Below are 23,950 nucleotides of genomic sequence, written 5' to 3'. Positions count from 1 at the left end.
TTCATTCAATTCCGACTTGACACATATGATTAATATGAATTATGCTTTCTTCAAACCACTGCCGCTTCCGGCACGTCAACCGTGCCGCACTCACGTCCCTGGGCTGACAGGCAGCGGCCGGACGGGACCGGGAAGGAAAAACGGCTGGACAGGAGTGAATCACATGGTGAACCGGAATCACGAAGAGCTTGCCGATTCCCGCATCGAGATGATCCTGCGCGCACTGGAAGGTCTGGAGTACGGTACCCTGCACATCGTCGTGCACGAGTCGCAAATCACGCAAATCGAACGAACCGAAAAGACGCGCTTTCCCCTGGAGCGCGCCGCCGCCGTCAAATCCAACACGAGGCAGGCGGGGCGGGGCAGATAGCCGTCATGATGACGGCACGGGTGAGCGAACCATCAAAGGGCACGGGACAGAAACCCGTGCCTTTTTTTGTGTGTGAGCGCGGCTTGGGCTGTACCATGCCTTTACGACAGGTATTATTCATTGGAAAGAACCATATGTTCTATCACATTGTTTTTTGTTAGGATCATGAAGGTTGGCAAATACTGATCTCCTTGCTTTTCTTCGCCGGTTATATATAGGCTTTGAGTATCGTCATTGGGTTCATATGCATAAATTTTACGAAAGCTCTATTCTAAGCTGCCCACTTTATCTCTGATACCGAATCCATAGTTCGTTTTGGTTTTATATTTCCTTTATTGAGGGGACCTTGGCCAATCTCGCGTGCTATTTTTGGAAAGAATCGCGAATGACCTCATGCTTTGGAAGCAACTGGGCACAATAGTGACTGCCGTAGACAATATACGGGTGTACAGCAGAGTATTTGCGTTGTTTTGACATGGGGCTCACACCGATTTATAATGTTTTGGTAAATCATCCATTTTGTTCAAATGAACGCCCTGCCACACAAAAACCGGGATCGTTCAAACAGTGGCACACCACTCATCTTTGCAGGGCAAGGAGTAGCTACGATCGCTGGTAAGCATAGGAAACCGATTGCTCCTGCAAATACGAACGACTTCGTATTACCGAACCTATGGAGCAGATCTCGGTAAAGCGTCCTTACCTCCGTAAGGCAAGCCCGAAATTTTGGGCCGCCAAGGTTGGCCAAATCACTCGAGGTGACAATATTGAAGCACATGGTGCTGCTTTTACTTGGCATGTCCCTATTATCTGCAGGTTGTTCTCCTGTCCAGACGCACGGAGACGATACCCCTGTCGCATCCACAAACGCAGAACAAGAAACGACCATCCCTCTTTCATTTGAAGAAGTAAAGGTGGAACAACAGGTAACGTTACTGGATAGGGGGATAATCAAACAGGTCGTAAAGCAGGAACACCTTGATACCGCCAAACTGTTTGCTTTCTTGAAGGCTAATGAGGATCCAAACCGTTTGTTCGGAGGTATTCAAATTGGAGATGTCTTGTATGAATTTGGAGATGTAGGCGCATTACCTTATGTTGACAAGCTAGAAATTCAGAAATCTTCACTGTTCCAGAAATCAGTTATTGAAGTAAAAGGATTATGCGGAGCAAACTGTCCGTTCCGCTATTATATAACCATCGAGGAAGCGAAACCTTCCATCCTTCTGTTTTTAAATGAACCTGTTGCAGATATAGCAGATCTGGATCAAGATGGAGTGGAGGAAATCGTAACATCCTACGGGAGCCCTGGTGTGTTTGAGACCCGGATTTACACATGGAGGGACAATCGGATTGTCAGTGCAAATCTTAACAAGCTAGCAAAGGCAAGGAGTGTCTGGTATACTCGTCCACTCTTTCAAGTACAATCAGGGATTGATTCCGCGATAAAAACATACAGATACACCTCAAAGGGATTGTCTTTGGTTACAGAAAGGTAGGCACACACGCCCTTTTCCTTATGACCTGCAGGGCTTGTGGATCGAAGGAGCCAGCCTCTCCTGAAAGAGGTGTCCATTCAAAGCCGGTCCGCAGCATCCATTTCCGTACCATATCCCCCAAAAGAGATGGGAGATTATCCTGCGAAGTAGAAAAGTGGGTTATCAGTTCTTTGCTGATAACCCACTTTTTGGTGATTTAGCTCATCAATTCAATTTTTACTGATTTTGAGTTTGGAGCAGGTTGTCCGATTGATTGCCATGCTCGATACGTTAATTCGATCCCTTGATTGGCAGGGGCGGTATCAGTGACTCGTACCACGATCGATTGCCCATTGGACAAGTTCGTGACTTTCACAAACTTGTTCCGGTATGTTGTGTTCCAACTGTTGGTTGAGGTCATTGCAGCGGTTAGATCACAAGGATGGAACACTTCTCCGTTACTTACCGCTGCCCCCCAAATGTTTTGCACGGTCAAAGTACCACAAGTTGATGTAGTACCTGGTTGAGTTCCTTGGCAGGGGTGTCCGTAATATTGCAAGATAGCTGCGGAAGAAATGACACTGGCAACAGAACTGGACGTATTGCTTGGCATCGTAAACCTGGAAATATAGCTTTTCCCTGCGGCTGTATGAAAATTGGGGGTCACTGCATAGCGAATATTGTTCGCAATTTGAAGCGTGATCGCCTACCACCACCACCGCGACTGCGGGAGCAGCGTCACGTTTACGGAAAAGCGCTCTTCCAGCCAGGGTTTCACCTGGGTTTTCATCACCAGGTATTCCGAGGCGGCGTGTGAAACGCCAATCAGCGACATGGACGTTTCGGCGGCGTACGCCATGACCGCGGCGTACTTGGTGCGGCCGTATTCGTTGTCGATGTGGCAGTGGATCTCTCCCGTCACGTACGCGTCGGCTCCGCTGGTTTCCGCTTCCCGCATCATCGCCGCCACGTCACCGCAGCCGGGGAGGATGGCGATCCGTTCGATCCGCGCCCGTTCCTTTCCCTCGAAATCGACGTAGGGAATGTCAAACAAGGTGATTAAACGATCGATTAAGGAGCGGGTATCCGTCGCGGTTACCCGGCAAATCATGCCGACATGGCCGTTTCCCGCCGGACAAAACGGCTGGATCGGCTCGGCCTGCAGCGCTTCCATGATGGCGCCGCCGGTGCCGAGCGGCCAACTGGTGTCCATCGGGAGGTGACAGGTGAAGACGGAGAACTCTTTCTTCTTTAGCGCCAGCAGCAAGTCCCGCCCGATCGGCACGAACCCCCTGCCCCAGCGGCCGCGCGGGTCGCCGCATTCCATCAGCAGCGGGTGGTGCATGAACAACAGGTCGCCTGGCACTGACTCGTCCAGGAAGCGCTTCAGCACCTCTTCGGTCGGGAAGACGGCCAAAAAGACGGTGTGTACCTGTTCGCGTCCTCTGAGCATCAGGCCGTTGAAGCGGCGGACGAACTCCGCTTCGAAAAAGCGCCGCCAGTCAAACCCGACCGGCTCGTACACCATGGGAATGAAACGGCTGAAGCCGGGATCGGTTTCCCACTCGTCCATGCGAAACAGTCGGGTGAACGCTTGTTCCAGATGCGTCAGGCTTTCCATGGAATCCCTCCTTGTACGGGTGTTTAACACCTGATGGTGCCGGACGGCCGCTTGCGGGGCGCTGCCGGTCCCGCCGTTTTTCCGGGAAAACGCCCGGACGAACGGCAGATTTCCTCTAATACAGCACCATGCTGCCCGTCCGTTTCATATGCCGTTCCGCCCGTTTCAACAAAAAGACGGAAGCAGTCACCAGCAGAACCAGCACGCCGGCGAGCAGTCCAAGCTCCTGCCACAGATCGCCCAGTTCCGCTCCTTCCATCAGCAAGGCCCGAACCATGTGCAGCGCGTAGGTGAGCGGAAAGCAAAGGGAAATCAGCTTGGCCCAGAACGGGAACGCCAGCGGAGGGAGGCGCACGCCGGAGAAGATCAGCATCGGCTCGTCCAGCACGGTGTAGAGAAAGCCGGCGTCCCGCGAGAAGAGAAACAGCACGCTGAGAAAGCCGCCCCACACCACGGCGGAGACGAGCAGGATCAAAAAGGCGAGCGGAACGGCCCACCAGCCGCTGACGTGAATGCCGCCGACAAACGCCATCGCCAGCAGCGTGAAGCAGAAGAACAGCCAGACGCCTTCCACCAGCGCAGAGAGGGAACGGCCGTAGACAAACGCGAGCCGGTTGACCGGACTGATGAAGATCATCTCCATCGTGCCCGCCTGCCGCTCAAAGCTCATCTGCCAGGCCGACTGCACCAGGCACCAAAAAAAGATGTAGCCGAGATAGCCGGTCAAAAGAAACAGCGGAAGCTGCCCGGGGGCGACGAAGCGGGCGAGCGGGCTGTCCGCTCCCATGCGAAACGGGGCAAACGAATAGTACGCCGTGACGAACATGACGACCGGCCAGATCAGCAGGCTGAAGTACACCAGACTGCTGTGAAACGAATGGCGGTGTTCCTTTTTGATCTCCGCCCAGAGCAGGCTCATCCACTCGTTCATGCGCTCCTCCTTTCCGCCATCTGCAGGATGACGTCTTCCAGCGACGGCTGTTCCGTGACCAGGCGCAGCACCGGCGATTGGTGGGCGGCCAGCAGGGAGAGGAGGGGAGCGGTCAGGTCTGCCTCGCTGCGCAGCGTGAGCTCCCATGCCTGTTGGTCCGTTTCCGCCACGTCCCACGTACCGCGGTGCCGTTCGGCGAGCTGGCGCAGGTCGCGCTGCAGCGCGTCGGGGAGAACGGGAATCGTGACGCGCAGGGTGGTCTCCCGGCAGAACGAGCGGGTGAGGCGTTCCGGCGTGTCGTGGGCGACCAGCCGGCCTTTGTCGATGATGTAGACCTCGTCACACAGCTCTTCCACCTCGTGGATGTAGTGGCTGGTCAAGAGGATCGCCTTTCCCTGCTCGGCGGCCAACTGCTTCACCTGCCGCCGCAGTTGGCGGGCGATGGGGGCATCCAGCCCCAGCGTCGGTTCGTCCAGGAACAGGTATTTCGGGTCGTTGATCAGCCCGCGGGCGATCTGCAGCCGCTGTTTCATCCCCTTGGAGTAGCGCTCCACGGGGGTGTCGGCCGCTTCCCGCAGCTCCACGAGATCCAGCAGCGTGTCGACGCGTTCCGCCAGACGGGAGCCGGACAAGCCGTACAGGCTGCCGAAGTACTGCAGGTTTTCCCTCCCCGTCAGCCGCCAGTAGAGCATCCGCTCCCCGCCGGCGATCATGTTGACCAGCGCCTTTACCTGCCGGTCGCAGCGGACGGCGTCATAGCCGTCAACCGTGATGGAGCCGCTGGTCGGTTCCAGCAGCGTGCAGCACATTTTGATCGTGGTCGTCTTGCCGGCGCCGTTGACGCCCAACAGCCCGACGATACTGCCTGGCTGCATCGCAAACGAGAGTCCGCTGACGGCCTCCACTTCTTTCCACTGGCGCGAGAACCAGCTTCCCCGCTCCCTGATCCGGTACACTTTGCGTACGTTTTCCACCAGAAACATGTGTCATCCTCCTATCCAAAGATCGATTCCAGCACCCGTTTTTCCATCCGGCGAATCCCGACGGCGCCGACCGCCGCGTAGACGGCGGACAGGATGGCCATGTGCATGAGCTGCGGCGCGGATGCCGACAGCGGCTGGCCGAGAATGGCGCTGTGGCGAAACGCCTCCAGCGCGGGCGTCAGCGGCAGGAGCTGGCTCAGCGGCTGCAGCCACTCCGGCAGGTAGGCCGTGGGGTACGTGACCCCGGAGAGAAAGGCCATTAGGACAAACAAGGTGTTCTGCGTAATGTAGGTGTCGCGGAAGCGGAGCATCACACTGCCCAGCACCAGCGCCTGGCAGAAAAATGCTCCCGTGGACAGCAGCCAGACGGCGGCCGCGCTCCAGACGTCGGCGCCCGCGAGATTGAGTCCGAACAGGCGGCCAACGAGCAGGATGACGGAAAATTCAAACAGCGTCCGCATCAACTGCTGGGTGACGTTGCCGAGAAAGTACCCCTTTCGCGATGAAGGGGTGAGCAGCAGCGCTTCCAGGGTCCCCTCGCGCAGCTCGGTGATCAGCGAGCGGCTGACGTTCATCAGCGTGGAGACGGCAAACGAGTAGAACGCGCCGCCGAGAATGACGTAGGAGAGGTAGTCGGCGGAGCCGGCGTAGCGGACGAAGCGGTCGTCCAACTGGCCGGCAAACACGTGGGTATACGCAAAATAGGCAAACAGCACCGTGTACACGCCGGCCAGGATGTGGCCGGTCACGAACGACCAGGGATAGGCTCTCAGCATGACCAGCGTGTTGCGCAGAAAGGTGGCTTTGGCAACCTGAAACACGTCATTTCCTCCGTTCTGTCGAAGATGGGGCGGCCGGCAGACCGGCGTCAGGCATGTCGATAAACTCGTGCAGGTCGACGGCCAACTGTTCCAGCCGGGAGGGCATCGCGCGGTAAAACACGTAGCGCCCCCGCCGCTCGCTCCAGACGAAGCCGGCGTCGGCGAGCAGCTTGATGTGTTTGACCACGGCCGGTTCGCTGATGCCGTGCAGCGCCGCCAACTGCTGAACGCAGTAGGGGTGGCCGAGCAGCGACTTCAGGATGGCGGCCCGCGTCGGATCGCTGAACACCTTCATTTTGGCGATAAAATCGGCCGGAATTGCAGCCTTCTCCGCCGTCCCCGGAACGTCCACGTGCAGGCCGACGGTAATCCGGTCGGCGTAAACGCCCAGGAGCAGATGAGGCGCGGCAAAGGTGGAGACGATCAGGTAGATGTGCGTCAATTCCTCGTAGGCAAACTGGTGGGTTTTCGCCTTGTGAAACTGCAGAAAGCGCTCGTGGACGTGAAGCCGCGGGTGGACCCGGGAGAGAAACGATACCGGGTCGGCGGCCAGACGCTCCGCCGCTTCATGCACGGCGCGGATCAGCCAGGGCTCGATGCGCCGCTCCTCCGCCTGGAAAAACGGCAGGTACGCGTAGCAAAAATCGAGAAAGTCCCGCTTGGCGGCCAGCGGACGGCGAATCAGCTCGCGGTGCTCCGGTTTGAGCTGTTCAAACGCCTCGTTCGGATGCCCCCGCATCCACGCCTGGAGCTGGCGGCGGTGGCAGATCGGCCCCATCATCGCTTCCGCAAACTCTTCCGGAGACATGGCCTGCACCCGTTCCAGCCCCGCTTCGACCGAATGATGGTACGTTTCTTCCCAGGGAGAGAGAAAGTCCAGCACGTTCAGAAAGTGGTTGGAGAGCGCGTCAAACCGGCGCAGGTCGCGTGCCAGGCCGGCCGGCAGAGCGTGCAGCGTCTCGCGGGCCCAGCCGATGCGGGATGTGTGGTGGTCCGGATTGGCCAGCACGTGCAGGCTGAGAAAAAACTCGCAGCCGGGAATGTACGCGGCCGACACCCGCTTGCGCAGCCACAGCGGCAGATCCCAAATGAAAAACCACGCCGGAGAATGGCGTGGTTGTGCCGATCCATCATTCGCGCTTGGACGAGTCCCGCAACTTCCGCAAGCACTGCTCCAGGTCGTTCCATTCTTCCGGAGAAAGCGGCTGCTGGCGGTAGCGGTACCGCTCGTAGTAGCCGGTGATCTGACCGGCCAGTTCCACTACGTCCGGGTTGGCCCACTGCGAGCGGATGCGCCTCAAGTATTCGTGGCTGGTCTCATGCCGTTCGATCCGCATCCCCGCTTCGGCCATGTGCTGGAGAAACCGGTAGTACGCATACCGCACCGGATCGTCGACGGGGCCGGACGGGCCGCGCATCAGCGTGTCCAGCTCCCAGAGGGGACCTTCGTCTGCCGATGCGTTCGCGGCGACCGGGCGCCAGGCGGTTTGAACCGGAGCAGGGGAGACCGCGGTGCCGCCGACGTTCCGGTAGCGCCGTTTCCAGATGAACCGCGCCAGCGTGGCGAGGACCAGCGCCGAGACGCATGCAATCAGGTAGGGTTCCGCCATCGAAAACAGCGTCTCGCCGCCGGCCGGAGCGATCTCCTCCAACGGCTGTTCGACGACATCCGTTCCGCTGTTGAACAGCCCGTTGACGCGGCTGTTTCCGCTCAGGACCTCCGCCAGTTTGCCAAACAGCGCGGCGGTTCCCAGGAGGAGCGGGCGGGCCAACAGGTACAGACCGTCTCCCAGCGGTTCTTTGACCAGCCCCCAGATCCACGCCAGGAGCCAGAGCAGGCCGCCGCCTGCGAGGGCGTATCCCGCCGCCAGCAGCAGCCGGGTGGTCAGCAGTTGACCGCCCAAAGCGGCGGCAAGGGAGATCGGCGCGGCGCTTCCGCCCGGCGGTTCGCGCGTCAGGTACTCGCCCCAGCCGGTGACGAGGTGGCTGGCGAGCACGAAAGCCAGTATCGCGTAATACGCCCGAACGTCATGCGGCTGCGGGGCGGCCAGCGCTCCGAACAGGCCGGCCAGCACCAGTTGGAACAGGCAGATGATCAGCGCCAGCACAAAGCGGTGGCGCAGATGGACAGGCGTACACGGAATCGAGGGCGCGGCGTGGATTCGCCAGAAAAAGAGGGCGGCCAGCAGCAAAGCGAGCAGCCAGGAGCCGAAAGCGTCGTAACACAGACCGCCGACGGCCGCCACCAGCGGATACAGCAGCAGGTGAAGCAGGAGGTGGTGTCCGCCCCCCTGGTACAGCCAGCTTCCCAGGGCAAGCAGGAGCGCGGCGGCCAGGACAAAGCCGATCATGCTTTCCGGCCGGGCCGGCAGCCACCGGAACAGCATCAGCACGGAGGCCGTCAGCAGCGCTTCCATCCAGAACACCAGCGTCCAGCGTCCCAACATGGACCACGTCATGAAAGGACCACCTTCCTCGCCGGGGTGCGGCCGGACTCGTGCCGGCGCAGGACCGGCTGCTCCTCCGACACGTCCAGCACCGTGACGCTGTTGCCGTGCCGCACCAGCCGTTTGACCGCTTCTTCCGCCGGTCCGTCCAGACGCGGGGTGACGATCAGGATCGCGTCACGGGTGCCGCTGTGCTCCAGACGCCGCAATACGGCCGCCAGCGAAGTCGGCATGTACTGATACAGGCGGGCGAGCTGTGTCATGACATGGACGTGGTGAGCCTTGCCGCTGCCCGCGGGGAGGTGGAACTGCTCCCGTCCGCGCTGTTTCACCGTCAGGAACAGGTCGCAGGACAGCGATTGGCGGCGGCAGAGAACGGAGAGGGCGGCAAGAGCGGAGATGACCCGCTCGTTCACCGTTTCATTTTGCCGCTGCAGCAGCGGTTCGTAGGACGGCAGAATGTGTCCCACCACCTTCCAGGTGGGGCGGGCGGTCGGCTCGAACAGCCGCGTCTGCAGCGCGCCGGTTTTCGCGCTGGCTTTCCAGTGGATGTGCTTCAGCCGGTCTCCCGGCGCATAGCCGCGCACGCCGCGCAAAAACGTGACGTCCTCCTCCAGGCGTCTGCGCGAGACGCTGCCGCCGTCAGGCTCGGCTGCCGCCGCCGACAGCGGGGGCAGCGTCAAGGGCAGCGGGTAGACCAGGAGGGAAAACGACAGCGGCAGCGGAATCGGGTCCTGCTCCTCGCCAAACACGGAGAGCGTGTCCGCCTGGGCTTCCGTCAGCCACACCAGGCCGCGCTTGTGCGGGGTGAGCGTAAACGTCCGTTCCGCGCTTGTCCTAAGCGGCAGGTGGAAGCGGAAGCGAACCGTGCAGCGCTGGCTGCTCGCTGTCACGTCGTCCGCCCCTTCGACCGTCACGTGTTCGGGAAAGGACACGCGGATCACCGTGCCGGGCAGCGGCAGCCAGGAGCGGTTGTGCAGCGAAAAACGGACGGTGACGGGCGTTCCCGGCATCACCCGGCTCTGGTCCGCGCTCCACTCCAGCCGAACCCAGCGCGGCAGATTGGCCCGCCACCAGCGGTGAGCCAGCGTCATGAAAAAGAAGAAGCCGCCAAACAGCCAGAGAAAGCGGCTGCCCGAAAAGAGGGCAAACAGGAGGCAGAGAAACCCCAAAGCGTGATAGACCTGTCTCGTGCTCATGTGTGGATCACACGCCTTCTTCGACCGGTGCCGCCACGCTTTTGAGGATGTCGTCGATCACTTCCTGCTCCGTCACGTGCAGTTCCGCTTCCATCGACAGGCGGATGCGGTGGACGGACAAAGCGGGAAACACCGCTTTGACATCGTCAGGCAGGACGTAGGTGCGCCCGTCCAGGTAAGCGGCCGCCTGCGCCGAGCGCAGCAGGGCGAGCATGGCGCGAGGACTGAGGCCCGTTTCCACGGAGCGGTGGCGACGGGTGGCTTCCGTCAGATCGATGATGTACTCCTCCACGGCGGGGCTGACGTGTACCGCTGTCACGTCCCGCTGCATGGCGGCGATCTCGTCGACGCTGATCACCGGCTCCACCTGCTCCAGCGGTGAGCCTGTCCGGAACCGCCGGAGGATCTCCCGGGCGTCTTCCCTGCTGCCGTAGCCGAGCGACAGGCGGAACAAGAAGCGGTCGAGCTGCGCTTCCGGAAGCGGATAGGTTCCCTCCGATTCGATCGGGTTTTGCGTGGCAATCACCAACAGCGTCGGCGGCAGGGGAAGCGTCACCCCTTCGATGGTTACCTGCCGTTCTTCCATGCATTCCAACAGGCCGGATTGCGTCCGCGGCGTGGCCCGGTTGATCTCGTCGGCCAGAAGCACGTCGGCAAACACCGGTCCCCGCCGAAGTTCAAACGCGCCGGTCCGCTGGTTGAACACGTGCAGCCCGACCACGTCCGAAGGCAGCAGGTCGGCGGTAAACTGCACCCGGTTGTAGGTGCCGCCGATCGCCTGGGCGAGCGTTTTGGCCAACACGGTCTTGCCCATGCCGGGCAGGTCCTCCAAGAGCACGTGGCCGCGGGCCAGAAGAGCCGTCACCAGCAGCCGGATCTGCGGCTCCTTGCCGACGATGACGCGGTTGACGCTTTCCAGCAATGTGTCCAAAGGGCGATGGGTCATGAGGACGTCTCCTTTATGGGAAAATAGGGCGCGAGACCCGGTTGTTCCAGTATGGAAGGTATTATACCTCGGAACGCCTGATTTTGCCAAATCTTCATAAAATTATCCTGATCGGAAAAACGGCCCTCTGAAACGAGCGCGCCGCTGATCGGCGGGGGAACGTTTGCGACCTTCATCGGCGGCGCACAGTCAAGCAACTGGGCGCTTGAAAGCCGCGGGAACAGAGGGTGAAGAAAAGGCGTCGGAAACAAGAAAAACAGCGAAGGGGAACTCCCGCTTCGCTGTTTGACGCAAACGAACGCAGACGCTCGCCATCCCCGGCCGCTTTGGGCGCGTCGGGGCGCCCCAACGGACCAGACCCGTTCCTTATCCGACCTGCTGGGGCACCGCCTGCTTCAGCGCCTGCTCCAGATCGGCGAGAATGTCGTCGATCGCCTCCGTGCCGACGGAGAGGCGAATCAGGCCCGGGGTGACGCCGGCGGCGAGCTGTTCCGCTTCCGACATCTGCTGGTGGGTCGTGCTGGCCGGATGGATGATGAGCGACTTGGAATCGCCGACGTTGGCCAGATGGGAGAACAGCTTGACCGACTCGATCAGCTTCTTCCCTTCGGCGACGCCGCCGCGAATGCCAAAGGTGAGGATGGCCCCCGCTCCTTTCGGCAGGTACTTTTGCGCCAGGCGGTAGTGCGGATCGCTCTCCAATCCCGGGTAGCTGACCCACTCCACGGCGGGATGTGCCTCCAGATAGCGGGCGACGGCCAGGGCGTTTTCGCTGTGCCGCTCCATGCGCAGATGCAGCGTTTCCAGCCCTTGCAGAAACAGGAAGGCGTTGAACGGCGCGACGGCGGCCCCGATATCCCGCTGCAGTTGAACGCGGGCCTTGACGATGTACGCCAGCGGGCCGAGCGCTTCCGTGTAGACGATGCCGTGGTAGCTCGGGTCGGGCGTGGTCAGGCCGGGAAACTTGCCGCTGCTCCAGTCGAACTTGCCGGAGTCGACGATGATGCCGCCGATGGCCGTGCCGTGTCCGCCGATGAACTTGGTGGTGGAGTGAACGACGATGTCCGCTCCGTGGTCAAACGGACGGCAGAGGATCGGAGTGGCAAAGGTGTTGTCCACGATCAGCGGAATTCCGTGTTCGTGGCCAATCGCGGCAATCGCCTCGATGTCGGCCACGTCCATGCGCGGATTGCCGATCGTCTCGAGGAACAGCGCTTTTGTCTTTTCGTTGATTTTGGAGCGGAAATGGTCCGGGTTGGATTGGTCGACGAAGTGAACGGTGATGCCGAGCCGCGGCAGCGTGTGGTAGAAGAGGTTGTAGGTGCCGCCGTACAGGCTGTTGGAGGCGACAATTTCGTCGCCGGCATGGGCGATGTTGAGGATGGAAAAGGCGATCGCCGCCTGCCCGGAGGAAGTGGCCAGCGCCCCGACACCGCCTTCCAGCAGGGCGACCCGCTGTTCAAACACGTCCTGGGTCGGGTTCATGATGCGCGTGTAGATGTTGCCCGTCTCTTTCAGCCCGAACAGGTTGGCGGCGTGCTCCGTATCGCGAAACACGTACGAGGTCGTCTGGTAAATCGGCACGGCGCGCGCTCCCGTCACCGGATCGGGCGACTGTCCTCCGTGCAGAGCGATGGTTTCCGGCTTCCACTGGCGTTGGTCCGACATGGGCATCTCTCCCTCTTTCCTGGATAAAGGATGGATAACAAACGAAGCCTTCTTCCGGAGAGAAAGAAGGCTTCGGTCATTCCCGATCAAGCGGCCGTTTCATCTCTCAGAATCCGGGATTCTGCAGGAATTGGCACCATGCAAGCAGGCTTGTTTGCCGGTTGCCGGGCTTCATCGGGCCTGTCCCTCCGCCGCTCTTGATGAAATCGTGGAAATTTTGCAAATTGTGCTTATCTGGTATTATAGGGGGACAGCCGGATTCGGTCAATACAAATTTCCGAGTAAGTCAGGGGGAATTATCATGATTGCTGTTTTCTTGCGTCCACACGATTTGGCCTATGCGGAGCGCATGTTTGCGCTGGTTTCCGATCCGGCCGTCAGCGGCGCGCTCAGCCTGCAGGACCAGTCGGTCGAGGATACGAAGCGGTTCATCCGGCACATTACGGAAGAGGAGCGGGCAGGGAGAGCCGTCAGCCGGGTCGTCTTCAATGAAAAGGAGGAGTTAATCGGCGTCACCACGCTGATGTTCATCGACAGGGAGCGGCGGCGCTGTCACATCGGCAGTTGGCTGGGCCGGGCGTACTGGGGGAAAGGGTACAACCAGCTCGCCAAGGAAGCGATTTTGTCCATCGCGTTTGGCGAACTGGACCTGGACATCGTCTTCGCCGGGGCGCGGACGACCAACATCCGCTCGCAAAAAGCGCAGGAGAAGCTGCCCTACGTCACGCTCCACGTGGAAAGCGAGTATCCCGAGGAGCACGCCGCTCTGGAGCAGCGGCAGCAGCACCCCTGTGTGCTGCACGCCTTCAAGCGGGACGATTTTCTCCGGTATCTGGCGGAAAAGGAACGGGCGGCCAGGGGAGAAGCGGTCCGTGACGAATCCGTACACGGCGGGCTGAAGCAGGAACCGCAGCGCTCCCCGTCACAATTGCGTAACCGTTTCGCCCTCTCTCGTTCACAACTTTCCGGCCGGGGCAGCCCTATAATAGGGGTGATTATGAGAAAGATACAGATGCACTGTGTAACCTCCAGCCCCGGCCATGAGCACCATGCTGATGATCGCGCAGATCGCCGGCCGGTTCCTGCTGATCCCGTCGCTGATCCTGCGGCTCGGGCTCTTCCCGTTGTGACGCCGCGTCCGTGCAGGGACGGCCTGTTCGAAAATAGCCGCCGGTATGGTATGATGGGAGGCGGTATGGAATCAACGTTCATGAAGATACAGGAGGCTAGTAAACATGGCGGATCAAGGGGTAAAGGAAATCACGCCGCAGGAGCTGATGGAGAAGCTGGCTGCGGGAGAAAAGCTGCAGGTCATCGACGTACGCGAAGTGGAGGAGTGGAATGGCGGTCACATTAAGGAAGCCAAACTGATTCCGCTCGGCTTTCTGCCGTATCGCGTCGACGAGCTGGACAAGGAGACGCCGGTCGTGCTGGTCTGCCGAAGCGGCGCCCGCAGCCACATGGCCACCCAATATTTGCAGGAATTGGGCTTCGACGCGGCCAACATGGTGGGCGGCATGCTCGCCTGGCCGGGGGAAACGGAAGCGTAACGCAGCGCTGCAGAAAGAAAGATGCGCGTGATCGCCGTTTGTCGGGGATCAGCGCGATCAGGATGAGGAGGAGAGCAAGATGAGCGAAGGCAAGGCGTCGTTCTGGCAGCGCCACTGGTTTACCGTGGCGGCCGCCGTGCTGGCGCTGCTCGTCGTCGGGGTATTCGGCTACCAGTACTGGCAGAAGAGCCAGATCCCCGTCGTCAAACAGATGAACGACTTTACGCTGGACAACATTGACGGGTCCACATTCACCCTGTCCGAAACCAACGGCAAGGTCCGGCTGGTGGAGTTCATCTTTACCCACTGCCCGGACATCTGCCCGGCCACGACGTTTAACATGGCCAAGATGCAGGAACAGTTGAAGGCCAAAGGGCTGTTTGGAGACAAGGTGGCGTTTGTGACGATCACCTTTGACCCGGAGCGGGACACGCCGGAAGTGCTCAAGGCGTACGCGGACAAGTTTGGCGCCGATCAGAGCGGCTGGTACTTCCTGCGCGGCGATCAAGCGACCGTGGAAAAAGTGACCAAAGACTTCGGCATCGCCGTCCTGAAACAGCCTGACGGTTCGTTTGCCCACACCGCCCGCATGTTCCTCGTCGACAAGGACGGCAACATGCGCCGCATGTACGGGATGGCGTCCGACATGGATATGGACAACATGCTGAAAGACATCGAGCAGTTGGCTGATTAAACAGCCAACCGGGGCCGCCCCGGCCTTTGCATGACGCAGCGGGCCGGCCCTGCCGGAAATCATTTTCCGTAAAAAAACCCGCCTCTGCCGGACCTGATGTTCGCGGTTCCGGGGGCGGGTTCATCTGTTTCATGGGCGGCCCTCTTCGGGAATCACGGGGTTCCCTGCGGCACATTGGCTGTTCAGCGGGTCTCTTCCAAACGGATGGCTTTGACTGTCTCCGTCACATATAAGCCGCCGCCAGACCGACAAGCCCGCCCCCCAAGACCAGCCAGGCGGAATTGATGCGGAACCGGATCACCAGGAACAGGCTGACGGTCAAAAGCAGCGCGCCCAACCAGTCGGTGACGGCGGATGTGCCCAACTGTGCCGAGACCAGCGCCATCAGGGCGAGCGAGGCGACGTTTACCCCGTCAAGCAGCGAACCGGCGACAGGAGAGCGGCGGAGGCGGTCCACCCACGGATTTACCACGGCGACAAAGACAAACGCCGGGAGAAAAATCCCGATGGTGGCGAGCACGGCGCCCGGCGTCCCGCCGACCAGATAGCCGACAAAGGTGGCGGTGGTAAAGACCGGACCCGGCGTAAATTGGCCCACGGCGACGGCGTCCAGCAGTTGTTCCGGGGTCAGCACGGGCCAGCGGCGGACAAACTCCGACTGCAGGAAGGCGAGCAGTACATAGCCGCTGCCGTACAGCACCGAGCCGATTTTGAGAAACAGAACAAACAGCTTGCCCAGACTGGCCGCATCGGCGGCAGGCGTTTTCGCCGCAGCCCACAGCCCCCACATCGGCAGAACGGGGGAGAGGGCGTGCATCCGCCCCTGCAGGCGGCCTCCCTGCCTGATCAGCAGGACAGCCAGTCCGGCGAGCGCCAGGACGGGAATCTCGTGCATGCCGAGAGCGGCGGCAGCCAGGGCGGCGGCGCCGACCATCCCGGTCGCGCGGTCCTTGACGGCGGTGCGGGCCAGTCCCCAGAGCGCCTGCAGCACGATCGCGAGAATCACGGGTTTGATGCCGTACAGCACCCACGCCAGTTGGGGCAGCGAGCCGAAGCGGACGTACAGCATGGCGAACGCCAGCACGATCAGCATGGCGGGAGCGATGAAGCAGACGCCGGCGACGATCAGGCCGGGCCATCCCGCGCGCCGGTACCCCAGGTGAATGGCCAATTCCGTTGAGTTGGGCCCGGGGATCAGATTGGACGCCCCCAGCAGGTCGAGAAACGTTTCTTGATCGACCCACTTTCGCTTTTGTACAATTTCTTCATTCATCATGGCGATGTGGGCGGCAGGCCCGCCAAAGGCGATGCTCCCCAGTTTGAGAAACACCTGCGCCACTTCCGGCAGATGACGGTTCATGAGGGCTCTCCTCGCTTCTTTTCCGTTTTCTTTACCTCATACGGTAGCAGAATGCGGGAAAATGGCAAGACTGGATGAAACGAAGGCGCCGCGATGTGATACAATAAGAAGTGGCATGCATTGGTCGGGTTTCCAACAAAACATGCACGAAATCTATTAGGAGGAACGAGTATTGAGCGACGTAAAGATTTTCGCGATGGGCGGTCTCGGCGAAATCGGCAAAAACATGTACTGTGTCGAGTACGAAGACGAGATCGTCATCATCGACTGCGGGGTCAAATTCCCCGAGAACGAGATGTTCGGCATTGACCTGGTCATCCCGGACATCACTTATCTGATCGAGAATCAGCACAAGATCAAGGCGCTGCTGCTGACGCACGGACACGAGGACCACATCGGCGCCATCCCGTACGTGCTGAAGCAAATCAAGGTGCCGATCTATGGCGGCCGCCTCACCCTGGGCTTGGTCAAGGCAAAGCTGGAAGAGCACCGGATGCAGAACGAGGTGAAGCTGATCCCCATTTCGGAGGACACGGAGATCCCGTTCAAAAAGCTGAAAGCCACCTTTTTCCGCACCAACCACAGCATTCCCGATTCGTTCGGAATCGTCATCCACACGCCGGAGGGCATGGTCATTCACACGGGCGACTTCAAGTTTGACATGACGCCGGTCGGTCCCACCACGGAATTCGGCAAAATCGCACGGATCGGCAGCAGCGGCGACGTGCTGGCGCTGCTGTCGGACAGCACCAACAGCGAACGGTACGGGTTTACCATGTCGGAGCGCATGGTGGGCGAAGGCATTCTCGACGTGGTGAAAAAGGCGCGCGGGCGGATTATCCTGGCCACGTTCGCATCGAACGTGCACCGCCTGCAGCAGGTGGTGGACGCGGCCATGGAGTGCGACCGGAAAGTGGCGGTCATCGGCCGCAGCATGGAAAAAGTGTTTCAGATCGGACAAGAACTGGGCTACATCCAGATGCCGGAGGGCATGCTGATTGACGTCAAGCACATCGACAACTACGCGGACAACCAGGTGCTGATCATCTGCACGGGCAGCCAGGGCGAGCCGATGGCGGCACTGACCCGCATCGCCTCCGGGTCCCACCGCTCGGTGCAGATTTATCCGGAGGACACGGTCATCATCTCCGCTTCGCCGATCCCGGGCAACACGGTGAACGTCAGCCGGACGATTGACAAGCTGTACCGGGCGGGAGCCAACGTGGTGCTGAGCCACGTGTTTGACATCCACGCGTCCGGCCACGGCAGCAGCGAAGAGCTGAAGCTGATGCTCAACTTTATCCGCCCCCGCTACTTCGTGCCGATCCACGGCGAGTACCGCATGCTGAAAATGCACGCCAGACTGGCGCAGCAGGTGGGCATCGAGGAGAGCAACATCTTCATCATGGACAACGGCGACGTGCTCAACTGCAATCGGGAAAAAGCGTGGCTGAGCAAAGTGCCCGCCGGGATTGTCCTGATCGACGGCAGCGGCGTGGGCGACGTCGGCAACATCGTGCTGCGCGACCGCAAGCATCTGGCGGAAGACGGCCTGATGGTGGTCGTGGTCAGCCTGGACATGAAAAACTTCAAGATCCTGACCGGGCCGGACATCGTCAGCCGCGGCTTCGTCTACGTGCGCGGATCGGAATCGCTGATCCAGGAGGCCACCGTGCTCGTCCGCCAAAAGCTGCAGGAGGCGCTGGACAAGAAGATCAAGGAATGGTCCGAGCTGAAGTCGCAGATCAACGAAGTGATCAAGCCGTTTATCTATGAAAAGACGGGCCGCAATCCGATGATTTTGACCATCCTGATGGAAGTATAGGCGCGGCCGAATCTGTGAAAGTGTCGGGAACCATTCTCCTGTGGGCTTTCACGGGATATAATAAAAAGCAAATGTACCGGAAAAAGGAGAGAATGCCCCATGATGTCCTACGAGGCATACATGAATCAAGTGATTCAACCGATGCGCGACGAGCTGACCCGCGTCGGCTTCACCGAACTGCGCACGGCGGAGGAAGTGGAGAAAACCCTGCCGAACCTGAAAGGCACCGCGCTGATTGTGGTCAACTCCGTCTGCGGCTGCGCGGCGGGTCTGGCCCGTCCGGCCGTGGCCCACTCGCTCAACCATCCGAAAAAGCCGGACCATCTCTACACCGTCTTCGCCGGCCAGGACAAAGAGGCGACCGCCAAGGCGCGCGAGTACTTTGAAGGCTATCCGCCGTCGTCTCCGTCGTTTGCCCTGATGAAGGACGGCAAGCTGGTGACGATGATCGAGCGCCATCAGATCGAAAACAACGACCTGGCGACCATTTCCAAGCTGTTGACCGACGCGTACGACAAATACTGCGACTGATGACGAACGTAAGGCAAGACGCTCCGCTGCGGGCGTCTTGTTCTGCGTGGTTGGGAAAACGAAGCGCCTCTGCCCGGCCCGCCCGCGGCCCCCGGCCAGGCTGCTTGCAAGCGGCTGCGGTCGGGATGCGGTTCGCGCGCGATCGCGGGGCGCATTTGCGAAAGGATGACCAAGCATGATTACCCGTTCGTTTGGACGAGACCCCCATCAGGTTTCCCTGCTGGGCTTTGGCGCCCAGCGCATCGTGGACGAGCACGGCTGCAGCGAGGAGCAGGCGATTGCCATTATTCGCCGCGCCGTGGAGCTGGGCGTCAACTATTTTGATACGGCTCCCAGTTACAGCGACGGCCAGTCGGAGACGCGGCTGGGCAAGGGGCTGAAAGGGCTGCGCGACAAGGTGTGGATCGCCACCAAAACCGGCGGTCGGACGCGCGATTTGGCCTGGCGCGATCTGGAAGCCAGCCTGAAGCGGCTCCAGACCGATTACGTCGACGAGTGGCGGGTGCACAACGTGATGCAGCCGCACGACTTCGAAGCCATTTTTGCCAAGGGCGGTGCCTTGGAAGCGCTGGTCGAGGCGCGGGAGCAGGGGCTGGTGCGCAAACTGAGCATCAGCGGCCATACCGATCCCCGCCTGCTGGCGGAAGCCATTCGCCGCTTCCCGTTTGACAGCGCGCTGGTCGCCCTGTCGGCGCTGGATCACTTCATCTACAGCTTTGCCCATGAATTCGTCCCGCTGGCGGTGGAAAAAGGCGTCGCCGTCATCGGCATGAAGGTGATGGCGCTTGGCCAACTGGCGCCGTGGACGGAACAGGCGCTGCGCTACACCTGGAGTCTGCCCGTGTCCACCGCGATCCTCGGCGTCAGCAAGATGAGCGAGCTGGAGGCGGATGTGGAGGCGGTCAACCGCTTTGTCCCGATGACCGACATCGAGCGGGTCGCCTTTTTCCAGGAGATCATTTCGCTTGTCCGTCCCGATGTGCTGCGCTGGAAGGCGAGCGAATGGATGTCCGGCGAGTGGTATGAGCTGCCGGAGCTGCGGTTTTAACCGGGAGACAAACGCTCTTTTCCGAAGAGGAAGGGAGCGTTTGTTATTTTGAAAATAATGGAATTTCCCCGTGCAATCCTGAATACCCTTTGCAGTGAGACAAAATCCATGTAGCGGGGGAGACAGGATGCAAAACGAAAAGAAGGCACTGCCACAACCGGCGTCTGCCGATCGGGTCATGGAATGGATCACCGGGGGGTGGGTGCAGCAGGCCATCTATGTTGCCGCCAAGCTGGGAATTGCCGATTTGCTGGCGGACGGGCCGAAAAGCGCCGGCGAGCTTGCCGAGGTGACCGAGACCCATGCTCCGTCACTCTATCGGATTTTGCGGGCTCTGTGCGGCATCGGGCTGTTTCAGGAGGAAGGCGAGCAGCGGTTTGCGCTGGGTCCTCTCGGTTCGTATCTGCAGACAGGGGAGAACAGCCTGCGCGGCATGGCGATCATGGTGGGGGAAAAATGGCATCGGGACGCGTGGAGCCACATCATGTACACGGTGAAGACGGGCAAACCGGCGTTTCAGGATGTGCACGGCATGGGCGTTTTTGCATACTTGGCGAATCATCCTGATGCGGGCGAGCGTTTTAACCAGGCCATGTCGGACATGTCCCACCGGGTGGTGTCGGCCCTGGCGTACGATTTTTCCCCGTATGACAGGGTCATCGACGTGGGAGGCGGACACGGACGGCTGATGACCGCCATCCTGAACGCTCATCCGGGCCTGAAAGGGGTCATCTACGACGTTCCCTCCGTGATCGAAGGCACCCGGCGGCACATTGCGGAGGCCGGGCTCGCGGATCGGTGCGCGTGCATTGCCGGCAGCTTTTTCGAATCGGTTCCGGCGGGCGGCGATGTGTACGTGCTGAAGAACATCCTCCACGACTGGAGCGACGACGAAGCTGCTGCCATTCTCCGGAACTGCCGCCGGGCCATCCGGGAGGACGGAAAGCTCCTGGTGATGGAGATGGTCGTTCCGGCCGGAAACCAACCGCATCCGTCCACGTTGATCGATCTGGAAATGATGATCATGGCCACGGGAAGGGAACGGACCGAGGCGGAGTTTCGGACGCTTTTCCGGAAAGCTGACTTTGAACTGGAGCGAATCGTCCCGACGTCTGCATCCGTCTGCATGCTGGAAGGAATTCCTGTGTGACGGGGATGGCCCTGTCGACAGCAGCTTGCAGAGTGATCGTCAGCCCTCCGGCGAAAGAAGGGAGCCGGAGGGCTGACCATTTTATCGCAATGACGTATGAAACAACTGCTTGATAGGCCGGGGTGGCCAACGTGATCCGCGCCTTGGTGCCGGCCATGGTGGAAAGAGGGAGCGGTGTGATTGTCAACATCAGTTCCGGGGGGGGGGGCCGATACGGAGAAGCGCTGCTTGCCCCCTACTGCGCCTCCAAATTCGCCGTGGAGGGACTGACTCAGTCGCTGGCGCGAGAACTTCCGGAGGGGATGGCCGCGGTGGCCCTTGATCCCGGGGGGAGCATCGATACAGCGATGCTGCGCGCGTGTGCCCCGGAAGAGGTGGACAGTTCCCCGACGCCGGAGGAGTGGAGCCGTACCGCCGTGCCCTTCATTCTCTCCCTCGGTCCGCGAGACAACGGCAAGTCGCTTACCTGCCCGCGCCCGTAACCCCTGTCCACATGGAAAAACAGTCCTCATTTCCTGCTGGCGTGCAGGAAAAGGACTGTTTTTTTATCGTGATGGGACAGTCGGGCCGAGCTGTTTTTGCTGCCGTGTCAGGCAGCCGGACGCAGCCCGTTTGTGTGCCCGTTCCGTCAACAGGAGCGGGCCGGCTGATCGGCAGCTGTCCGCTTTTCCCGATGAAACGAAGCGTGGACCAGACAGAGCAGGACGGCCGCGGCGGACATGGCCGCTGCCAGGAGCAGCGTGGGCACGACGCCGCCTCCGTCGTACAGATGGCCCATCACCAGCGGGCCCAGCAGGCGCCCGACCGCCGTGATCGAACCCGACGCGCCGAGGTAAAACGGCGCGTTTTCTCCCGTCTTTTCCGTGATGAAGGTGGGGACGGCGGGAGCGACCAGCATCTCTCCAAAGGTGGTGATGATCATGCCGGCCACAAACGCGGCGTAGCTGTCATGAAAGAAAAGCATGAAGCCGAACCCGGCCGCGTAAAGGGCGGCGCTGGCCACCAACTGGGCGGGAAGGCTGTGCTTCACGATGCGTTTCAGCCAGGAGACGACCGGCTGCCCGGCAAAAATGACGATGCCGTTGATCGTCCACAGCCAACTGTAGGACGAAAGCGGCATGCCCTGTCCGGTCAGGTAGGGGGCTACGCCGGTATTCCAGACTGCGGTGGAAAAGAAGATAAAGGCCGAACCCAGCGCCATGAACAGGTACACCTGATAGCGGAGCAGCAGGGTCAGCGGCTGCCGGCCGCTCCGTTTGCCGGCATCATCGCCGCCCGCCAGCTCCTCGTGGGAGACGCGCCTCATAAAAAGGAAAAAGAACAAGGCGAACACAAAGGTGCTGGCGCTGTTCAGCAAAAACGTGAAGGCAAACGAAAAGCTGGCGATCAAACCGGCGAGAGAGGTGCCGATCGCCATGCCCAGGTTGTTGCCCACATACACGACATTGAACAGCTCCCGCCGCCGCTCCTTCCAGCGAAAGCCGACAAAGGCCTGAATCGCCGGGGAGGACACGTTGAACAAAAAGCCCATGCCCACCATCAATCCGATGTACACGGGCCAACTGTCGGTAAACGGAATGCCCACCTGCAGCGTTCCCTGCAGGACCAGCGAGCCGACAATCAACGGCTTGGGGCCGAGCCGGTGAAACAGGGCGCCCCCGGCAAACTGTCCGACAATGCCGGCCAGCGACTGCAGCATCAGGACGACACCCGCTTCGGCCATCGAACGGTGCAGATGCGTATGGACGTAAAGCGTGGTCAGCGGCCACATAAAAGCGCTGCCGGACGCGTTGATGCAGCTGGCGGCGAGAAAGAGCAGCACGTCCCGCGGGTATCGGCGAAACCAGTTTCTGGGGGAGATCATGCGCGGTCACCCTCTATCGGCAGGTTTTTCCATAGTATACCCATATTTATAAACTTTGTAAACTAAAAAGTTTAAAAACAAGATTCCAACCAAATAAAGGCTGCCCGGCTTCGACCAGATTCGAGTATACTAGTCAAAGTGGGGAGTATATCATCATCTCAGAAAGAGACAAAGGTGGCGTTTTCCAAATGCGCTTTTTGAAACGATTGCTGCTCTTCCTGATCGTGGCAGTCGCCGCGGCAGGGGGGTACTACGGATATTCGCTGTATCAGTTTGCCGAGGACATTCAGCAGCCCAACGTGATTGACCATCCTTCTGCCGGTGCGACGAAGGCGGCGGAGATTCCCGCGTGGGACGGCAAGGAACGCGTCAACATCCTGCTGATGGGCGTCGACCGGCGCGGCATGCGCAGCAGCACGCTGCCCCGCTCCGATTCGATGATGCTGCTCAGCATTGATCCGGTTGCGAAACGATACGATCTGTTTTCGATCTTGCGCGACACCTATGTGGAGATTCCCGGCCACGGCCATGCCCGGATCAATTCGGCGATCGTCGAAGGAGGGCCGGAATTGGCGATGGAGACGGTGAGCCAGTTTACCGGACTGCCGGTGAACCGGTATGTGATCACCGACTTCGAGGGCTTCAAGCATCTGATTGACGCCGTCGGCGGCGTGGAGCTGTACGTGGAGAAAAACATGCGGTACCGCGACCCCACCGACAAAGGCGTGTACGATATCGATCTGAAAAAAGGGCTGCAGCGGCTGGACGGCTCCAAGGCGCTGCAATACGTCCGCTTCCGTCACGACGCGACGTCCGACTACACGCGGACGGAGCGGCAGCGCAAGCTGATGGCCGCGCTGGCCGACCAGATGAAGAGCGGCACCACGCTGATCCAGCTCCCGTCCATTTTGAAGGAGATCACCCCGTACGTGCAGACCAACATCAGCTCGATGGACATGTTGAAGCTGGCGTCGCTGGGGTTGACGCTGAATACCCAACAGCCCGGCCAGTATCAGCTTCCGCCGATGGGGATGTTCCGCGAATCCAATCGCGCCGGTGCCGTCCTCATCCCCGATGTGGAGCAGGTTCAGGCCTTTATCCAGGAAAAACTGCAGCTCTCTCAACCGGAGGCGGAGTCTGATCGCGAAACGAGCGGCACGCAGAACTGATGCGTGCCGCAGCATGCGCGTGGGCCAACATCTTTTTCCTTTGTTTGCTATTGACAGAGTTTTTTTAAATGGAATATAATCCGATTTGTATCAACGTGAATACAAACAAACAGCATATACGGAGAAATTCTTCTTATCAAGAGAGGCGGAGGGACAGGCCCTATGAAGCCCGGCAACCGGCTCATCGCACAGATGGGTGTCGCGGTGCCAATTCCTACAAGATCGGCTGAATCTTGAGAGATGAGAAGGGTGGATGTGATCGGATAACGATGCAAACCCCTTTTTCATGTTGAAA

20 protein-coding genes, 2 pseudogenes and 2 riboswitches are annotated in these 23,950 nt (G+C 60.1%); of the genes and pseudogenes, 11 read left to right on the top strand and 11 right to left on the bottom strand.

The features are described 5' to 3' along the window. The first annotated feature begins 163 nt into the window (after positions 1 to 163). Both A6764_RS21545 and A6764_RS21540 read left to right on the top strand, forming a co-directional pair. On the top strand, positions 164 to 370 hold the full coding sequence (locus A6764_RS21545) for a YezD family protein (RefSeq protein ID WP_141669812.1): 207 nt from the start codon (positions 164 to 166) through the stop codon (positions 368 to 370). Between the two features lie 767 nt (positions 371 to 1,137). Beyond that, positions 1,138 to 1,869, top strand: a complete 732-nt coding sequence (locus A6764_RS21540; RefSeq protein WP_065068272.1) for a hypothetical protein — start codon at positions 1,138 to 1,140, stop codon at positions 1,867 to 1,869. 685 nt (positions 1,870 to 2,554) lie between these two features. Here the strand turns inward: A6764_RS21540 and A6764_RS21535 are convergent. From A6764_RS21535 to A6764_RS21495, 9 genes are all read right to left on the bottom strand, one after another. Further along, positions 2,555 to 3,469: a Nif3-like dinuclear metal center hexameric protein gene (locus A6764_RS21535; RefSeq protein ID WP_065068271.1), complete on the bottom strand. Its 915-nt coding sequence runs from the start codon at positions 3,467 to 3,469 to the stop codon at positions 2,555 to 2,557. Positions 3,470 to 3,584: 115 nt separating this feature from the next. Continuing rightward, the gene (locus tag A6764_RS21530; protein ID WP_029100958.1) at positions 3,585 to 4,400 is read right to left on the bottom strand and encodes an ABC transporter permease; all 816 of its coding nucleotides are present in this window, start codon (positions 4,398 to 4,400) and stop codon (positions 3,585 to 3,587) included. Continuing rightward, complete coding sequence (locus tag A6764_RS21525) at positions 4,397 to 5,383, bottom strand: ABC transporter ATP-binding protein (RefSeq protein WP_065068270.1); 987 nt, start codon at positions 5,381 to 5,383, stop codon at positions 4,397 to 4,399. Before A6764_RS21525 ends, A6764_RS21530 begins: the two co-directional genes overlap by 4 nt. Before the next feature lie 11 nt (positions 5,384 to 5,394). After that, a complete protein-coding gene (locus A6764_RS21520) occupies positions 5,395 to 6,204 on the bottom strand; it encodes an ABC transporter permease (RefSeq protein ID WP_264622353.1) in 810 nt (269 codons plus the stop codon). Between the two features lies 1 nt (position 6,205). Next, entirely contained in the window at positions 6,206 to 7,261 is a 1,056-nt protein-coding gene (locus tag A6764_RS21515; protein WP_255309802.1) for an ArsR/SmtB family transcription factor, read from the bottom strand. Between the two features lie 73 nt (positions 7,262 to 7,334). After that, positions 7,335 to 8,663, bottom strand: coding sequence for a DUF4129 domain-containing protein (locus A6764_RS21510; RefSeq protein ID WP_264622352.1), 1,329 nt, complete (start codon positions 8,661 to 8,663; stop codon positions 7,335 to 7,337). Next, positions 8,660 to 9,850: a DUF58 domain-containing protein gene (locus A6764_RS21505; protein WP_264622351.1), complete on the bottom strand. Its 1,191-nt coding sequence runs from the start codon at positions 9,848 to 9,850 to the stop codon at positions 8,660 to 8,662. Before A6764_RS21505 ends, A6764_RS21510 begins: the two co-directional genes overlap by 4 nt. Before the next feature lie 7 nt (positions 9,851 to 9,857). Beyond that, positions 9,858 to 10,796, bottom strand: coding sequence for an AAA family ATPase (locus tag A6764_RS21500; RefSeq protein ID WP_029100964.1), 939 nt, complete (start codon positions 10,794 to 10,796; stop codon positions 9,858 to 9,860). A gap of 366 nt (positions 10,797 to 11,162) precedes the next feature. Further along, the gene (locus tag A6764_RS21495; protein ID WP_065068267.1) at positions 11,163 to 12,464 is read right to left on the bottom strand and encodes a homocysteine synthase; all 1,302 of its coding nucleotides are present in this window, start codon (positions 12,462 to 12,464) and stop codon (positions 11,163 to 11,165) included. Positions 12,465 to 12,560: 96 nt separating this feature from the next. After that, positions 12,561 to 12,671, bottom strand: a riboswitch (SAM riboswitch). 94 nt (positions 12,672 to 12,765) lie between these two features. Here A6764_RS21495 and A6764_RS21490 point away from each other — a divergent pair. The 3 genes and pseudogenes from A6764_RS21490 to A6764_RS21480 form a co-directional block, all read left to right on the top strand. Continuing rightward, positions 12,766 to 13,341: pseudogene (locus tag A6764_RS21490) on the top strand (GNAT family N-acetyltransferase); the annotation flags it as partial. A gap of 358 nt (positions 13,342 to 13,699) precedes the next feature. Beyond that, a complete protein-coding gene (locus A6764_RS21485; RefSeq protein WP_044899986.1) occupies positions 13,700 to 14,014 on the top strand; it encodes a rhodanese-like domain-containing protein in 315 nt (104 codons plus the stop codon). A 79-nt stretch (positions 14,015 to 14,093) separates the two neighbouring features. After that, a complete protein-coding gene (locus A6764_RS21480; RefSeq protein WP_065068265.1) occupies positions 14,094 to 14,708 on the top strand; it encodes an SCO family protein in 615 nt (204 codons plus the stop codon). A gap of 223 nt (positions 14,709 to 14,931) precedes the next feature. On the opposite strand, the gene chrA is transcribed toward A6764_RS21480, so the two are convergent. After that, positions 14,932 to 16,068, bottom strand: a complete 1,137-nt coding sequence (chrA, locus tag A6764_RS21475; protein ID WP_065068264.1) for a chromate efflux transporter — start codon at positions 16,066 to 16,068, stop codon at positions 14,932 to 14,934. Positions 16,069 to 16,240: 172 nt separating this feature from the next. On the opposite strand from chrA, the gene rnjA reads away from it, so the two are divergent. The 5 genes and pseudogenes from rnjA to A6764_RS21450 all read left to right on the top strand — a co-directional run. After that, on the top strand, positions 16,241 to 17,893 hold the full coding sequence (gene rnjA / locus A6764_RS21470; protein WP_029100970.1) for a ribonuclease J1: 1,653 nt from the start codon (positions 16,241 to 16,243) through the stop codon (positions 17,891 to 17,893). 99 nt (positions 17,894 to 17,992) lie between these two features. After that, a complete protein-coding gene (locus tag A6764_RS21465; protein WP_029100971.1) occupies positions 17,993 to 18,424 on the top strand; it encodes a BrxA/BrxB family bacilliredoxin in 432 nt (143 codons plus the stop codon). 175 nt (positions 18,425 to 18,599) lie between these two features. After that, a complete protein-coding gene (locus A6764_RS21460) occupies positions 18,600 to 19,472 on the top strand; it encodes an aldo/keto reductase (protein ID WP_029100972.1) in 873 nt (290 codons plus the stop codon). Positions 19,473 to 19,599: 127 nt separating this feature from the next. Beyond that, a complete protein-coding gene (locus A6764_RS21455; protein WP_029100973.1) occupies positions 19,600 to 20,622 on the top strand; it encodes a methyltransferase in 1,023 nt (340 codons plus the stop codon). A gap of 119 nt (positions 20,623 to 20,741) precedes the next feature. Continuing rightward, positions 20,742 to 21,104: pseudogene (locus A6764_RS21450) on the top strand (SDR family oxidoreductase); the annotation flags it as partial. A 146-nt stretch (positions 21,105 to 21,250) separates the two neighbouring features. On the opposite strand, the gene A6764_RS21445 reads toward A6764_RS21450, so the two are convergent. Beyond that, positions 21,251 to 22,486, bottom strand: a complete 1,236-nt coding sequence (locus A6764_RS21445) for an MFS transporter (RefSeq protein ID WP_065068263.1) — start codon at positions 22,484 to 22,486, stop codon at positions 21,251 to 21,253. A 188-nt stretch (positions 22,487 to 22,674) separates the two neighbouring features. On the opposite strand from A6764_RS21445, the gene A6764_RS21440 reads away from it, so the two are divergent. After that, the gene (locus A6764_RS21440; protein ID WP_065068262.1) at positions 22,675 to 23,655 is read left to right on the top strand and encodes an LCP family protein; all 981 of its coding nucleotides are present in this window, start codon (positions 22,675 to 22,677) and stop codon (positions 23,653 to 23,655) included. A gap of 130 nt (positions 23,656 to 23,785) precedes the next feature. Then, a riboswitch (SAM riboswitch) is annotated at positions 23,786 to 23,902 on the top strand. Positions 23,903 to 23,950: the final 48 nt, after the last annotated feature.

The sequence above is a fragment of the Brevibacillus sp. WF146 genome (assembly GCF_001673705.2).
Classification (GTDB): Bacteria; Bacillota; Bacilli; order Brevibacillales; family Brevibacillaceae; genus Brevibacillus; species Brevibacillus thermoruber.
Note: the sequence above shows the minus strand (reverse complement) of the source record. Positions and strands in the feature narration are given on the sequence as shown.